Raw genomic sequence first — 15,103 nt, 5'->3', positions numbered from 1 at the left:
ATAAAAATCAACAATTTCTTTAATATCGATTTATTTTGTGTTTTTAGACTAAAATATCTAAAATTTCAGTTGAAATAGTTTTTTCGGTGAAATATCATTCTTTTTGCAGTTTATTATAGGTTAGTTTATTTTTTATAATTTTTATATACAAAAGGTGATGAAATGAAACGGATTCATTTTAAATATTCAGCATTGACGCTGGCTTTAATGGCGAATTTTGCTATTCCAAATTTTTCTTATGCTAACACTGATCTAGAAGATGTAGGTATACAAACTTCATATAACGAACGTTATTATGAGCTAAAGAATAAACATATTACAGGAGATCAGCGTGGACTTTATTCTCTTTATATAGAGCATAAAACTGGTACGAACTCAGCTGTTTTGAAGAATGTTTCTATTACTCACTCAGAAAAGCAATCTGGGGTTTTAAATGTTAATAATAGTATTATTAACATTGATGGACTAAAAGTTAATTCAACCAACCCTGCCAGTTTATATGGTTTATATTTTGATACCGCCATTGTTACTATTAAAAATGCAACGGTCGATTTGACAACTCAATCAGCAAAAGAAGGCTCGCCATTATATGGAGCATTGAAATTTTGGAATGTTCCTCGTAATTATCCAGTAACCATGAATAATTCATCAATTACTAATCATGGTAATAAGAGTGCGGTTGTAATACTTGAATCGGCTGAAGCAGCGTTTGACAATGTATTACTAAATGCTACAGGTAAAGATTCCACCCTATTTTCCGTGAGAGATCATTCTACATTAACAGCGAATAATCTTACGGCTAAAAATACGGGGAACAATGGTTCTTTCCTTACAGTAGAAACTGTAAAGGGTCAAGGAGGGATATATGATCATAATTTTACGCTGACTAATAGTACGATTAGTGCTAAACAAGGTATTGATTGGAGAACTACTAATGGAACTATAGGAATATTCCTTGAAAATACTACTTTAGCTATTGAAGATCAGTTAGTACACGTTAATGCAGATAAGGCTGAGAGAATTACTACCGTGTTTGATCTTGGAGCAAATTCTACTTTGACTGGTGGGTTTAAAGAACCGAAAAGTTATGTGGATATTACCTTGAAATCAGGCTCTAAATGGAATTTGACTTCTGATTCTATTGTTAATAGCCTATCTTCAGTTGGCGGTAATTCTGATATTTATTTTGAACATGCTGGCGATAAATTTAAAACTTTGAGGATAGAAAATTCGTACGAGGGAGATCATAGATTCCATTTAAACTCTAATCTTTCGAACAATCAAAGTGATAAAGTAGAGATACTGGGCAATTTTGGTAATGCAACATCTAGTGCTACATTGAATATTACGGATAAAAGCGGTGATGAAATGTTTACTGATCCTGAGGGACATAAAGTCACAGTTTTGACAGCAGCAAATACACCAACTAATTTTAATGTAACATTAGCTAATAATAATCAGTATGTGAATGCTGGCGGTTATCGTTATCGTTTAACTCAGGAAACTACTAAAGATTCATGGAATTGGTTGTTAACAAATCAGAAAACAAAAGACGGTACGCCAGAAGTCGATCCTGATTTTAAAAAGAAAGAAGATCCGAAAGAACAACCGAAAGATAATCCACAATCCGATCAACCTAGGGTAGAACCAAAACCTAAGGAAGAACCAAAAACAGAACCTAAGGCAGACCCGAAAGGAGATGGTTTGGTTCCATATAAGGACGATCAGAAAAAAGTACCACATGAGGATTTCAAACTTCCAGAAAAAGACAACAACCAACAACAGGACAACAACAAACCGCAGACTAAACCAAATAACGGTTCAACAGCTAAACCAGAGCTAGAGTTGAATGATACAGCCAATAATTTGACTTCTCTGCGAGCAGCTCAAGTTACTATTCTTGATGCAGAATTAGCTGGCGTTCATCAACGTTTAGGCGATGTAAGAAATGGCAAGTCAACCAGTGTATGGACACGTAGTGTCAATCAAACTCAAAAATTTGATGAGCAATCTGTATCCTCCCAAAGTAAAACATCTGGTGGTACATTGGATACCTACAATTTACAACTCGGTGCAGATACAGGTGTAACGGATAATGTACGTCTTGGTGGATTTGTCAGTGCTACTGCCGCTAAAATGGATTTTGATGGTTCATATAGCGATGCCAAATTATATTCAAAAGCGGTTGCACTTTATGCGAGCTATTTGAATGATAATGGCTTCTATGTGGACGGTATTGCCAAATACTCTCGTTTACGCTCCGAGTTTAATACAGGTGGAACCAGCAAAAAAGATGTGACATATCATTATAATGCTTACACTGTTTCCACTGAAGTTGGTCGAGAATTTAATTTTGCAAACCAATGGTCAGTGACACCACAAGTACAATTAGGTTGGTCAACTATTTCTGGTAACAAATATGAAGATCGCTTAAATGTATTACATAGCAAAGCAGGTGTACGTTTGGCGAAAGGTATTCAAACCAGTAGCTTGAATTTAAAACCATTTGCGGAAGTGAACGGTGTTTATGATAAATTTAACCATAATCAAGTGACACTAGGTAAACAAGGTTTTGATGTTGCACGCCTTGGTGGCAGAGTGGAAACCGCAGTCGGTTTAGGTTTATCAGGTGGTAATCATAGCTTTAGCATTCAAGCGAATAATGCCTACGGTAAACATATTAAAAAATACTGGTCGGCTCAAGCCACTTACCGTTATCAATGGTAATTTAACTTAAATAATCTGCCTTGCTTTGCTATGGAGAGTGAAGTTTAGGCAGATTTTTATTTTTCCGTATAACCCAAAGTGCGGTGATTTTTAATCTTGTTTTTAGGTTGTCATATTAATAGATTATCTCTATAATCTCGCCAATTTATTATTTTATCCTTTTTTATTATGTTTAATTTAGCTTCATTAATTACCTTTAAAAAGATGTTTCCTGTAGAGAAACGCCTGTTAAAATTGTCGAGAGAATATCTCCGCTATCAAATGCGGTTAGTTGTATATAAAAAACAGATCCAATGTTTATCAGATTATTTAGTCGCTAATCCAATATGGCAGCCAATTTTCCAGAATGATATTTATCGGATCAATACCTTATTAAATAAATTTTGTGATAAACGGTTTAATGGTACAGAGCGTTTAAAAGCAATCATGGAAAATTTCTCTTTAGCCGAGCAGTTTTTGCCCATGGATAAAGTACATGTATTGCTAGAAAAAGAGAAAGTGCTATTGGCAAAATTAACCGATGAATTAGATTTATATTTAAATCTCAATCGGGTCGATCCTTTAGAAGGATTTTTCTCCCTCAATATTGTTGATCAACAGAAAAATCGTATTTATGATGCGTCATTTACTTTTTTATCACCCAATAAATTGTTAATCGCCTCAATTCAAGGACCAAACCATGAGCAAGCCCAATTAGCGGTGCGTAATGCGACAAAAGCCTTACATGGTGTTCGTCCAATGTTTATGCTGGTGAATGTTTTTAAAATATTCGCTAGTCAGTTAGGTTGTGAATTAATCGGTATTCCACATAAATATGAAGCAAAATATCGTTGGAATGATTCTAAAGATTTGCTCTTTAATTATGATGAATTTTGGCAGGAAAATGATGCACAATATCATGATAAATATTGGCAATTACCAAATCAAATTGAACGAAAACCATTAGAAGACATTGCCAGTAAAAAACGTTCTATGTATCGTAAACGTTATGAAATGTTTGACACATTAGAACAGCAAATGAAAGATTTTTTAATGAAATAGTTTACGCTTAAAATGGGTTTAAAAATCACCGCACTTCTGATCATACGACAAAAGTGCGGTGAATTTTTTATGCGTTTTTGGTGGTAATTTTCAGTAAGCCATAACCTAAAATTGCAGAGCCACAGGAACCCAATAAAATACCCAATCGGGACAATGTGTTGATTGCACTATCAGCTTCTCCCACAAAGGCTAAACTGGCTAAAAACATCGACATAGTAAAGCCTATGCCACACAGTATTGCAATGGCAAATATCTGCTTAAAATTTATGCCTTCTGGTAGTTTTGCTATCCCTAATTTAACCGAGAGATAGCTGAAACTAAAGACTCCAAGCGGTTTTCCGATCAGCAATCCAAGAGTAATTCCTAATGGTAGGGCAGAGAAAATCATATTGTTATCCACATCACCAAGAAACACACCAGCATTAGCGAAAGCAAATAATGGCAAGACAAAAAATGAACACCAAGGAGCTAAAATATGTTCAAATGTGTGTAATGGGCTTTCACCTTTTTTATCTTTAAGCGGAATACAAAATCCGAGAATTACCCCTGACAAAGTCGCATGGACACCTGATTTTAACACTGCAGCCCATAACACCAATCCGACTAATATATAAGCACAAAGATGACCGACTTTCAGACGGTTGAGAATAACTAAACCCAAAATAGCAATAGCGGAAATGGTTAAGGCTTGCGTACTTAAGTCAGAAGAAAAGAATAACGCAATCACAACAATAGCCCCTAAATCATCAATAATAGCAAGGGCGAGTAAAAACACTTTCAAGGGTAAAGGCACTTGTTTACCTAACAATGCCACAATACCAAGAGCAAATGCAATATCGGTTGCCATAGGAATTGCCCAGCCATTTGATAATTCAGCATGTTGTTGAGTGATAAACCAATAAATAATCGCAGGAATAACCATGCCACCAATCGCCGCAAATGCAGGGAAAATAGCTTGTTGATAACTTGACAACGATCCTTCTAGTATTTCACGTTTTACTTCCATTCCCACCACGACAAAAAATACCGCCATAAAACCATCATTGATCCAATGAATAAAGGTTTTATTAATCGCAAACGAACCAAATTGTATTGCGACAGGAATATCTAAAAAATTGAAATAGGTAGATTGTAAACTGCTATTGGCACATAACATGGCAACAAAAGCAAAGATCAATAATAAAATCCCACTAGCAGATTCCATTTTAAAGAATCGCTGGACAAAATTGAGCATAAAAATAGTTCTCCTAAAAAATGTAAAGGGAAAATACTACCATAATTAAGGAGAAAATGGGGAGATTTTCGTTGGGGGAATGGTGATTTCTCCCCATTGGGCGAAATATAAGCATAACATATTGTCACTTCTACTAATTTGTGTAAATAATAGCATCAGAAATTACAGGAAAAATTCGGTTTATAGGGTATAATTCTCAAAGCCAAACGTTCCAATGTGCTGGAAAAGCAAGGTGGTTGAACATGGTTTGAAAGAGACTAACTACCAAATTAAAGAAATCTGTTGCACTGCCACTGGTAGCGTAATAAATTGATTGAAAGGCTGGAAGCACAGCTTAGCCAGTGGGTTGAAGAACGAGAGTTGTTTGTGATTGAATGGGGGATGAAGTGAATGCTTTAGAAGTTTATTTATCAGTGAGCAAAAGTTGCTGTTAGTTCTATCTATTCAACTTAAAAATTAATTTTATCAAATAGGAAATTTTAAAAATGTCTAATCGTTCACACTTGGTGCGCATGCACATTAAAAATATTGGTTGTATTGGTAATGATGGCTTGACTGTAGATCTAGATGATATTGTTTGCCTTGTTGGGGCAAATAATTCGGGAAAGACTACAGTTCTTAGAGCGTATGAGTTAGCAGTAAACCAAGAATCATTAAAGCCGGAAGATATATGTAAAACAGCCAATGGAAATTCTGCTATTGTTGAGTTATGGGTACATATTCCAAAGGGAGTAGCAAATATTGATGAAAAATGGAAGGAGGAAAAAGATGATCTTCTCTTGGTAAGATCAAAATGGGAATGGAGTTGTAGCGGAGGGAAACCTGAACGTAGCACTTGGGATCCTGAATCAAGTGATTATGCTAAAGATGGTAAGGCTGCAGGTCTTGATACTGTTTTCAATAGTCGTTTACCTAAACCATTTAGAATTGGATCTTTAGATAACCCTCAAGAAGAACATAAGAAACTATTAACATTAGTTTTAGAGCCTATTATCAAAAAGTATACTGATCTTATGAGTGATGAAGATTCTATTTTAAGCAAAAAGATTGATGAATTAAGATTAGTAGCTCAAGCTCCTATTACTGAGCTTCAAGGGCAATTAGATGAAATACAGGGAAAAATTAGCTTATCATACAAAAAAGTATTTAGTTCACTTGATACAAAACTGAATATCTCTGTTGGGGATTTGGGTTTTGATTTATCAAAATCTCTTATTAATAATTCAAGAATTGATATTATGGAGCAAGATAATTTGGTTCGTTGGGATCAACAAGGTACAGGATCACAAAGAACTTTATTTTGGTCTATGCTGCAAGTAAGATCTGAGCTAAATGAATTATCTGAGCAAAAAAAGAAAACAGAAAAAGATCAAGTTGAATTGAATAAACTTAAAGCAAAACCTAGCCTAAATAAAAAAGATCGAGATAAAATTAATGAAATAGAAGAAAGATTAAAAAATAGCACCCAAAACATAGAAGATTTGTTTCTTCCTGGCTATATGCTACTAATTGATGAGCCAGAAGCTGCTTTACACCCTTCTGCAATCCGTGCAGCTAAAGAACATTTATACAAGCTAGCTGCGGAAGCCGGCTGGCAAGTTATATTAAGTACTCATAATCCTGTATTTGTCGATCCACTAGAAAATCATACAACAATTGTTCGCCTTCATCGAAAAGAAAAACACTTATCTCCTAATATTTATCGGGTCGATGAGATTAAATTTAGCGAAAGTGAATTAGATAATCTAAAAGCTCTTATGCTTTTTGATACATATTTATCAGAAATGTTCTTTGGTAATAAAGTGTTAATTGTTGAAGGGGATACAGAATTTGCTGCGTTCAATGAGGTGATGAGATTAAATAGCAGTTCATTTCCAATAGAAGAAAGACCGTTAATTGTTCGTGCAAGAGGTAAGGCAACTATTGCTATCTTGGTCAAAATGTTGGCACATTTTAAGATTAATTTTTCTATTCTACACGATATTGATTCTCCAAAAACACCGAAAGGTGAAAAAATAAATCCAGCTTATTCAATAAATAATAAAATATGTCAAGAAATATTTAAAGCTAGGGAAAATGGTATTAATATTATTTATCGTTGTTCTTGTCCGAATTTTGAGCAACATCATAAAATGAAATTACCTAGTAAAGACAAGCCATTTGCGAGCTGGAAAAAAATTCAAGATGATGAGTGCGTTAGAAATAGTGTACTTACTATGTTAAATGAGTTAATGGATAATTCAAATGAATGTGAAAACGATGGTATCAATTACGACAAAATTTTAAGAAGATGGGTTAAAGAAAATAATATATCTGAAGAAAGTTATTGTTTTGAAGAGAATACCAAATGACCAAACAAAAACTCGAACTCACTTGGATAAGCAAAGACAAGCATCCCAAGCTAGAGGCACGGATTTTATTGGAGGATGCGGAACGGTCGTATCATGCCAAAGTGCGGTCAGAAAATAGGGCATTTTTTGACAACCGTTTGATTTTCTGCGATAACCTACAGGCATTAAAGGCGTTGGAACAGGAGCTTGGCAGTAAGCTAGGATGAATATCAATGAAAAAGAAAAATGAGCTTTCAATTACCCGCTCTTCGGCAGCGGAGTATCTGACCTTTGTGGCGGCTAATAGGGAAAGTGGTGTGCAGGCGGTGTATGCCGATGAAAATGTCTGGTTGACACAGAAGATGATGGCGGTTTTATATGATGTAGATGTCCGTACCATCAACTATCATTTGAAAAAGATATTTTCAGACAGTGAGTTGCAGGAGAATTCAGTTATCCGAAATTTTCGGATAACTGCCGAAGACGGTAAAAACTACAACACCAAGCACTATAATCTCTCTGCCATCATTGCGGTGGGTTATAAAGTCAATTCCGAGCGGGCGGTGCAGTTTCGCAAATGGGCAACCGAGATTGTGGAGAGCTTCACCATCAAGGCGTATGTGATGGATGACGAACGCTTGAAGAACGGCGGTTCTATTTTTACCGAAGATTATTTTGAAGAACAATTGCAGCGGGTGCGTGAAATCCGCCTGTCGGAACGCAAGTTTTATCAGAAAATTACCGATATTTATGCTACGGCAGTAGATTATGACGTGTCGGCGCAAGCTACTAAGCGTTTTTTTGCTACGGTGCAAAACAAATTGCATTGGGCAATCCACGGTCAGACTGCTGCCGAAGTGGTCTATCACCGGGCGGATGCCCAAAAGCCGCATATGGGGCTGAATACTTGGAAAGATGCGCCGCACGGCAAGATTCAAAAATATGATGTATCGGTTGCTAAAAATTATTTGAGCGAAGAGGAAATGGCACAGCTTTTGCGGTTGGTTAATGCCTATCTGGATATTGCCGAGGATATGGCGCAACGTCATATTCCGATGACGATGCAGGATTGGGAAGTGCGTTTAAACCGCTTTATTGCAGCAACCGAACGTGAGGTTTTGCAGGATGCCAGCAAGGTGAGCTCAGAAATCGCCCAAGCACACGCCGAAAGCGAGTTTGAAAAATACCGCATTGTGCAAGACCGCTTGTTTGAAAGCGATTTTGACCGTTTGTTAAAGCAAATGGATAAGGAAAATAAATCATGAACACCCGCATACAGCAACATATTAACGGACGTTTATCCCTGCGTGTGCCGCAAGCGGAAAGTTTGGCAAAACAGGTGTAAGCCTTAATTGAATGAAACGAAAAGGGAAATACCTAAAAATGAATAACCCCCCCAACAAAACCTACTACGCACACTCCCTTGAAAATCAACCTGAAAATGCTTGGCAGACAATGCGCAGCCATGCACAGAATGTCGGTGAAACGGCGACTTTGTTTGCCACCGTTTTTGCGGCACAGGAAATCGCCCGTTATACGGGACAGTTGCATGATTTGGGTAAATATACGCCTGAATTTGACCGGCGGCTACACGGCGGTAAATCGGTTGACCATGCTACCGCAGGAGCAAAGATTGCTATTGAGTGCTGGGGCGATAAACTGGGTAAATTAGCAGCATTTTGCATTGCCGGACATCATGCGGGTTTGGCGAATGGCAATGGCGAAGGCGATAACCGTCGCACTTTATCGCAGAGGCTGGACTTGCAGTTTGGTGTGGATATTCCCAAATTGGATGCAGTGTGGCAGCAGGAAATTACGCTGCCTGAAACGCTGCCGTTTCCGCCATTAAAGCCTGCTCCCGACTGCAAAGGGTTTTCGCAGGCTTTTTTTACCCGTATGCTTTATTCCTGTTTGGTCGATGCCGATTTTCTCGATACGGAAAGATTCTATGCCGAAGCGGAAAATAAACCCGTTTTGCGTGGCGACTATCCTGATTTAAACCCTCTGCAACAGCATTTTAACCGTTTTATTCAAGCATTCAGACAACGTACCGCCGCTGCTCCGCAAGGGAGCGAAGCGGAAAAACGCCATGCCGCCTTAAACCGCCTGCGTAATGAAATTTACGATTATGCCGTTGCGCAAGCGGTGCAAGCACCGGGCTTGTTCAGTATGACCGTCCCCACCGGCGGCGGCAAAACTTTCAGCTCTATGGCGTTCGCCTTGCAACACGCCAAGCAGCATGGTATGCGGCGGGTAATTTATGTGATACCTTTTACCAGCATCATCGAGCAAAACGCCGCCGAGTTTCGCAAAGCCTTTGGCGAGTTGGGCGAAGATGCGGTATTGGAACACCACAGCAGTTTTGACGACAGCAGGCTGCAAGATAAAAATAGCAAAGACAAATTGCGGCTGGCGGCGGAAAACTGGGATATGCCGATTGTGGTAACCACGGCGGTGCAGTTTTTCGAATCGCTGTTTGCCGACCGTTCTTCCCGTTGCCGCAAGCTGCACAATATCGCGGGCAGCGTGATTATTCTTGATGAAGCGCAAATGCTGCCGCTGAACCTGTTGCTGCCGATTATGCAGGCGATTAAGGAGCTGACCCGCAACTACCATTGCTCGGTGGTGATGTGTACCGCCACCCAGCCCGCCATTCATGCGACACACGGCTTTTACCGCGGCTTTGACAATGTACGCGAAATTGCACCCAATCCGACCGCACTTTTCGCCCAACTCAAACGCACCACCGTGCAGCACATCGGTACCCAAAGCGACAGCGATTTGCAGGACAAACTCAGCGAAAATCCGCAAATCCTCATCATCGTCAACAACCGCCGCCATGCCCGCAGTCTGTACGAACAGGTCAAAGCATCGGACGGCGTGTTTCTCCTTACCACATTACTGTGTGCCGAACACCGTTCGCAAATTCTGAAAGAAATCCGCTGCCGTCTGCAAAACGGCGACCCCTGCCGCGTTATCGCCACTTCTCTGATTGAAGCGGGCGTAGATGTTGATTTTCCGCTCGTCATGCGAGCCGAAGCAGGCTTGGATTCCGTCGCCCAAGCCGCAGGACGCTGCAATCGCGAGGGCAAAATGCCGTCTGAAAACAGCTTTGTCTGGGTTTTCAAACCCGAAGAACAATGGAAAACCCCAGCCGAACTCGGACTGCTTGCTGCCGCCATGCGTACTGTTGAACGGCATTACGCCGATGATTTGCTGTCGGTTGCTGCCATCACCGCCTACTTCAAAGAAGTGTACGCACAAAAAGGCAAAGATCTGGATCGCAAACAGATCCTTGCCAAACACCACAACGCGGCACACAGCCTCGACTTCCCGTTCCAAACCATCGCACAACAGTTTCAAATGATTGAAAATACCATGCGTCCGCTGCTTGTTCCGTTCAACAAAGAAGCCGAAAAACTAATCGAAAGCCTGCACTACGCCGACCAAATCGGCGGACTGCTGCGCGAGCTGCAACGCTACACCGTGCAAATCCCCGAAAAAGCCTTAAATGCCCTGTTCCAAGCAGGACGGATAGAGCCGATCAACGAACAGACCTTCGGCAGACAGTTTTACAGTCTGATTGGGTTGGGCTTGTATGACAAGATGGCGGGGTTGAATTGGGAGAATGTGGTGTTTTTGGAGGTGGAGGGGTTAGTGTTTTGATATATAATGTTGTTAGATGTAAACTACTGAAAATTTATCTGAACGATTTTTTTACTTTATAAACTGGAGAGAGAAATGTCTACTTATCAACGATCAACTGAATTTTTAACAAAATTAGAAATTGTTAAGTTAAAAAATATCAAAAAATTAGCTATTGGTTTTGATGAAGCTAAAAGGTTGACTGCTATTTTTGGGGAGAATGGTTGTGGCAAGTCTACTGTATTGCATGCTTTGGCTTGTGTGTATCAAAAAAAAGATGTGTCTAATGAGAAGCACAAAAAAGGAGAGGTTTATAGATTTTCTGATTTTTTCCCACCAACGACTTACGCTGTATGGTCTGGTAGTGAATTGAAAATTACTTATTTTTCAAATGATAAAGTACAAGAAAGAAGCTATAAAAAGACAAAAGATAGATGGACTAGGTATGATGCTCGACCTAGGAGAGAAATTTACTTTTTAGGCATTGATTTGTGTGTACCTGCGATTGAGAAGGAAAATAAAAAGAGTAAAATTGAAATCATAGCTGATGATAGCACCGCTTTGAAATCAAAAATTTTAAAAGATATCGGCGATGTTATGGGAAGAAGTTATTCTTCTATTGCCAAAAGTAAGGATGGAAAATACAAAATAGCAGAAGTAAACGGCATATCTTATCCCAGTTTGTTTATGGGAGCCGGTGAACATAAAATTATTGAAATTTTAAATGTGGCTCATAATGCAGGAGATGGTTCTCTTATTCTTATTGATGAACTAGATCTTACACTTCACACATTTGCTTTAAAAGAACTATTGAAAAAATTAATTTATTTAGCCGAAGAAAGAAATTTGCAAATTATTTTTACAACCCACCGAGAAGACATAGTTAGGTATAATCTAAAAGATAAAATTGATATTAAGTATATGACAAATAGTTTATCGGATAACACAGATTGTCTTGATAATATTACGTCAGAAGCACTTATCCAGCTTACGGGTGAAATTCCAACCGAAAGAATAATCTATGTTGAAGACATCGTGTCAAAAGAAATCGTTACTAGATTTTTGCAAAAAAATAATATTGTAGAAGGAACTGAAATAAAAATTTATGGTTCAATAGATAACGCATTTACGATAGCTTGTGGATTATTTTTGGCTCAAGATAATGGTCTTGAAAAGGCTTTTTTTGTATTAGATGGTGATAGACATATATCAGAAAAGGAAAAATTAGCTCAAATAAAGAAAAAATTATCAGGTACTGAGGAGGATAGTGATACTAAAAGGAAACGAGTGCTACAGCATATTTTGCAATACACCAGTATTAAGAGAAATGGAAATGAGAAAGTTGATAGTCCTGAAGAGTTTATTTATTCTAGTATTGTGGAAAATTATGGTGATGATAATTGGGTTAAGAAATCTATTACTAGAAGACAGTCAGGCGATAATCATCGAAAAATTCCCAATGATGATCTAACTAGGAGAAGTGCTATTGAACATTTTAGTAATCTTTCAGAAATATGGGAAAAATACACTAATGAGCTAACTGAAAAAATAATTAATTCTAATCAATAATAAAATAAATATTGTATTTATTTTATGTGGATTGAAACTAAGATATTTAAATTAGCAAGCTAATCCGCCTCTCCATAATGGAGAGGCGTGTGTAAATAAAACCCAAGGAGAACACCATGCCAAACAAAATCAGACTCCATATCTGGGGCGATTATGCCTGTTTTACCCGTCCCGAAATGAAAGTGGAACGGGTGTCTTATGATGTCATTACGCCATCTGCGGCACGCGGGATTTTGGCGGCGGTGCATTGGAAGCCTGCAATTCGCTGGGTGATTGATGTCATTCATGTGTTAAAGCCGATTCGTTTTGAATCACTGCGGCGTAATGAGTTGGGCGGTAAGATTTCCGACAGTAAAGTCAGTGGTGCGATGCGGCGCAAGAGTGTGGAGGGTTTATATACCTTAATTGATGACGATCGCCAGCAGCGAGCGGCGACGGTATTGAAAGATGTCGCCTATGTGATTGAAGCCCATGCGGTGATGACGGCAAAAGCAGGGGCGGAAGACAATATCACCAAGCATATCGAGATGTTTAAACGCCGTGCCAGAAAGGGGCAGTGTTTTCAGCAACCTTGTATGGGCGTGCGTGAATTTCCCGCACATTTTGCCTTGATTGAGGACGATGAACCCTTGCCGCCGTCTGCTTTATCCGAGACTGAGCGCAACCGCGATTTGGGTTGGATGTTGCACGATATTGATTTTAATCACGGCAATACACCGCATTTTTTCCGTGCTGAAATGGAAAACGGCATGATTGCCGTGCCGCCGTTTTATGCCGAGGAGGTGAAAAAATGATTTTGACCTCGCTTGCCCGCTATTACCGCCGTTTGGCGGCGGAAACCGATATTACGGGCAATCCGAAAGTACCGCCTTACGGTTTCAGTGAAGAGAAAATCGGCTGGATTTTGGTGCTGGATGCCGATGGGAAATTGGTTGACGTGGTGCCGCATCTGACTGCCGATAAAAAACCGCAGCCGAAACTGATGAGCGTGCCGCGTCCAGAGAAGAAAAGTGTGAATATTTCGCCAAACTTTCTTTGGGGTAATACTCAATATGTATTGGGTGTAACAAAAAAAGAAGCTAAAGATAATAGCCGTACAACTCAGTGTTTTGAATCCTTTAAACAATATCATCTGGATTTGCTGCAACAGGAAACGGACGAGGGCTTGCAAGCCTTATACCGTTTTTTGCGGCAATGGCAGCCTGAAAACTTTACCGATTCTCCCTGCTCGCCCGAAATGTTGGATGCCAATGTGGTATTCAAACTGGACGGCAGCAGCGGCTATATCCATCAACGCGAAGCAGCACAAACTTTATGGGCAGGCTGCCTGAAAAATGACGAGGCGGAACAAGGTGTTTGCCTGATCAGCGGTGAAGAAGCTCCGATTGCACGGCTGCACCCCTCCATCAAAGGCATATTAGGCGGACAGAGTTCGGGCGGATCGATTATTTCCTTTAATAAAGAATCCTTTGCCTCATTCGGCAAAGAACAGGGTGCAAACGCCCCAGTTTCCGAAGCCGCTGCTTTCGCTTACACCACCGCATTGAACTATCTGTTGCGCCGCGAAAACGGACATTGTCTTTCCATTGGCGACACCAGCACGGTATTTTGGGCAGAAGCCTCCGATGTGCAACAGGCAGCCGCTGCCGAAGATTTTTTTGCCGATACGCTTACCCCGCCTGATGACGAACAGGAAGCGCAAAAGATATTAGATATTTTGGAACAAATCGCCAAAGGTCGCCCGTTGCGGGAAATCGCTCCCAAGTTATCAGACGATACCAAGTTCTATATTTTAGGTTTGGCACCGAATGCGGCACGGATTTCCATTCGGTTTTGGCTGGATACCACGTTCGGACAGTTGGCTGTGAATCTGGCACAGCATTGGCAGGATTTGGCATTAGAGCCGCGTGCATGGAAAACGCCACCCTCGCTTTGGCGGCTGTTGCTACAAACCGCAGTATTGGGCAAAAGTGAAAATATTTCTCCCGTACTGGCAGGCGAAATGACCCGTGCCGTGATTGGCGGTACGCCTTATCCGCTCAGTTTGCTTGCCCAGCTGATTGCACGTATTCGTGCCGACGGCGATGCCAACGGGTTGCGTGTGGCTATGATTAAGGCTGTGTTGCAGCGGCGTTTCAGAAAAGGTTTTATTCACGAGGAGGTTGCAATGAGTTTAGATAGCGAAAGTCGCAATCAGGCTTATTTATTGGGGCGGCTGTTTGCCGTATTGGAACGCATTCAATATCAAGCGTTGGGCGAATTAAATGCAGGCATTTCCGACCGCTACTACGGTTCGGCTTCTGCCGTGCCGTTTTCCGTTTTTCCGCGCCTGTTGTCGGGTGTGAAACATCATTTATCGCGTTTGCGTAAAGATAAAGGCGGCATGGCGGTGAATTTGGACAAAGATTTGGGTGCAATTATCGAACTACTGCCCGAAACCTTTCCCCGTCATCTGAATATTGAAGAACAAGGGCGTTTTGCCATTGGTTATTACCACCAAAAGCAAAGCTATTTCGCCAAAAAAGAATCCGCAGAAACGTCTGCAAACTAAGGAGCT

General features: G+C 40.0%; 9 protein-coding genes and 1 pseudogene. 9 read left to right on the top strand and 1 reads right to left on the bottom strand.

What is annotated here, in order from left to right; all coding sequences use genetic code 11:
- The first annotated feature begins 162 nt into the window (after positions 1-162).
- Together O1Q80_RS10030 and O1Q80_RS10025 are read left to right on the top strand one after the other, a co-directional pair.
- Positions 163-2,727 (top strand): autotransporter outer membrane beta-barrel domain-containing protein, encoded by a 2,565-nt coding sequence (locus O1Q80_RS10030; RefSeq protein ID WP_386694841.1) that lies wholly within the window; start codon positions 163-165, stop codon positions 2,725-2,727.
- Between the two features lie 168 nt (positions 2,728-2,895).
- Positions 2,896-3,768, top strand: a complete 873-nt coding sequence (locus O1Q80_RS10025; RefSeq protein ID WP_386694839.1) for a VirK/YbjX family protein — start codon at positions 2,896-2,898, stop codon at positions 3,766-3,768.
- Positions 3,769-3,835: 67 nt separating this feature from the next.
- Here the strand turns inward: O1Q80_RS10025 and nhaA are convergent, their stop codons facing one another.
- The gene (gene nhaA / locus O1Q80_RS10020) at positions 3,836-5,002 is read right to left on the bottom strand and encodes a Na+/H+ antiporter NhaA (protein WP_386694838.1); all 1,167 of its coding nucleotides are present in this window, start codon (positions 5,000-5,002) and stop codon (positions 3,836-3,838) included.
- A gap of 485 nt (positions 5,003-5,487) precedes the next feature.
- Between nhaA and O1Q80_RS10015 the strand changes: the two genes are divergently transcribed.
- The 7 genes and pseudogenes from O1Q80_RS10015 (at position 5,488) to cas8c (ending at position 15,097) form a co-directional block, all read left to right on the top strand.
- Positions 5,488-7,353 (top strand): ATP-dependent endonuclease, encoded by a 1,866-nt coding sequence (locus O1Q80_RS10015; protein WP_386694837.1) that lies wholly within the window; start codon positions 5,488-5,490, stop codon positions 7,351-7,353.
- Positions 7,350-7,553 (top strand): annotated as a pseudogene (locus O1Q80_RS10010) (site-specific DNA-methyltransferase); the annotation flags it as partial. The gene O1Q80_RS10015 and the pseudogene O1Q80_RS10010, both read left to right, overlap by 4 nt.
- Before the next feature lie 12 nt (positions 7,554-7,565).
- Positions 7,566-8,597: a virulence RhuM family protein gene (locus O1Q80_RS10005; protein ID WP_386694835.1), complete on the top strand. Its 1,032-nt coding sequence runs from the start codon at positions 7,566-7,568 to the stop codon at positions 8,595-8,597.
- 91 nt (positions 8,598-8,688) lie between these two features.
- Positions 8,689-10,998 carry a CRISPR-associated helicase Cas3' gene (cas3, locus tag O1Q80_RS10000; RefSeq protein WP_386694833.1) on the top strand — a complete coding sequence of 770 codons (2,310 nt, stop codon included), beginning with the start codon at positions 8,689-8,691 and terminating at the stop codon, positions 10,996-10,998.
- 75 nt (positions 10,999-11,073) lie between these two features.
- On the top strand, positions 11,074-12,546 hold the full coding sequence (locus O1Q80_RS09995; RefSeq protein ID WP_386694831.1) for an ATP/GTP-binding protein: 1,473 nt from the start codon (positions 11,074-11,076) through the stop codon (positions 12,544-12,546).
- Between the two features lie 116 nt (positions 12,547-12,662).
- Entirely contained in the window at positions 12,663-13,340 is a 678-nt protein-coding gene (cas5c, locus tag O1Q80_RS09990; protein ID WP_386694830.1) for a type I-C CRISPR-associated protein Cas5c, read from the top strand.
- Entirely contained in the window at positions 13,337-15,097 is a 1,761-nt protein-coding gene (gene cas8c, locus O1Q80_RS09985) for a type I-C CRISPR-associated protein Cas8c/Csd1 (protein ID WP_386694828.1), read from the top strand. Before cas5c ends, cas8c begins: the two co-directional genes overlap by 4 nt.
- Positions 15,098-15,103: the final 6 nt, after the last annotated feature.

Source organism: Lonepinella sp. MS14435 (assembly GCF_042485795.1).
In the GTDB taxonomy this organism is placed as follows: domain Bacteria; phylum Pseudomonadota; class Gammaproteobacteria; order Enterobacterales; family Pasteurellaceae; genus Lonepinella.
Note: the sequence above shows the minus strand (reverse complement) of the source record. Positions and strands in the feature narration are given on the sequence as shown.

Coding starts and splice junctions, on each gene's coding strand:
- O1Q80_RS10005 (WP_386694835.1), top strand. CDS start 7,566: ATGAAAAAGAAAAATGAGCTTTCAATTACCCGCTCTTCGGCAGCGGAG.
- cas3 (WP_386694833.1), top strand. CDS start 8,689: ATGAAACGAAAAGGGAAATACCTAAAAATGAATAACCCCCCCAACAAA.
- nhaA (WP_386694838.1), bottom strand. CDS start 5,002: ATGCTCAATTTTGTCCAGCGATTCTTTAAAATGGAATCTGCTAGTGGG.
- O1Q80_RS10030 (WP_386694841.1), top strand. CDS start 163: ATGAAACGGATTCATTTTAAATATTCAGCATTGACGCTGGCTTTAATG.
- cas5c (WP_386694830.1), top strand. CDS start 12,663: ATGCCAAACAAAATCAGACTCCATATCTGGGGCGATTATGCCTGTTTT.
- O1Q80_RS10025 (WP_386694839.1), top strand. CDS start 2,896: ATGTTTAATTTAGCTTCATTAATTACCTTTAAAAAGATGTTTCCTGTA.
- O1Q80_RS10015 (WP_386694837.1), top strand. CDS start 5,488: ATGTCTAATCGTTCACACTTGGTGCGCATGCACATTAAAAATATTGGT.
- cas8c (WP_386694828.1), top strand. CDS start 13,337: ATGATTTTGACCTCGCTTGCCCGCTATTACCGCCGTTTGGCGGCGGAA.
- O1Q80_RS09995 (WP_386694831.1), top strand. CDS start 11,074: ATGTCTACTTATCAACGATCAACTGAATTTTTAACAAAATTAGAAATT.